This window comes from Rhizobium sp. SVR5-9E (genome assembly GCF_056755095.1).
On record NZ_JBNDHS010000306.1, the window covers coordinates 1 to 333 of the forward strand.

Sequence of the window (333 nt, forward strand, 5' to 3'; positions counted from 1 at the left end):
TCGGAATTGTCTCCGATATTATTTTACCAGATGAATATCTGCTGCAGAAAATCCTTTCGGTGACTTTTCTTTCTCGAAAGACACTTTGTTACCTTTCTTTACAAGCTCTGCGCAGTTGTTGCTGTGGAAAAATATATTTTCCTTTGTTTTGTCTTCAGTAATGAATCCGTAACCTTTTTCGCTGAAAAAAGTAACGATTCCTGTTTTTCTGATTTCTTCCGCTTCGATAGGAGCCGCTCCTAAACGGATATCATCCACGTTGATCTCAGCTTTTTCCGCATGATCCGGTGGAGTTGAAGTCAATTGACCGTTTGCATCTACATACATCAACAT

The 333-nt window shown here is 39.3% G+C and carries 1 protein-coding gene; it reads right to left on the reverse strand.

The features are described 5' to 3' along the window. Window positions 1-18: 18 nt before the first annotated feature. Window positions 19-333, reverse strand: a 315-nt coding sequence (locus tag ACPYOJ_RS34925) for a cold shock domain-containing protein (RefSeq protein WP_481420317.1), incomplete at its 5' end; no start/stop codon positions are given.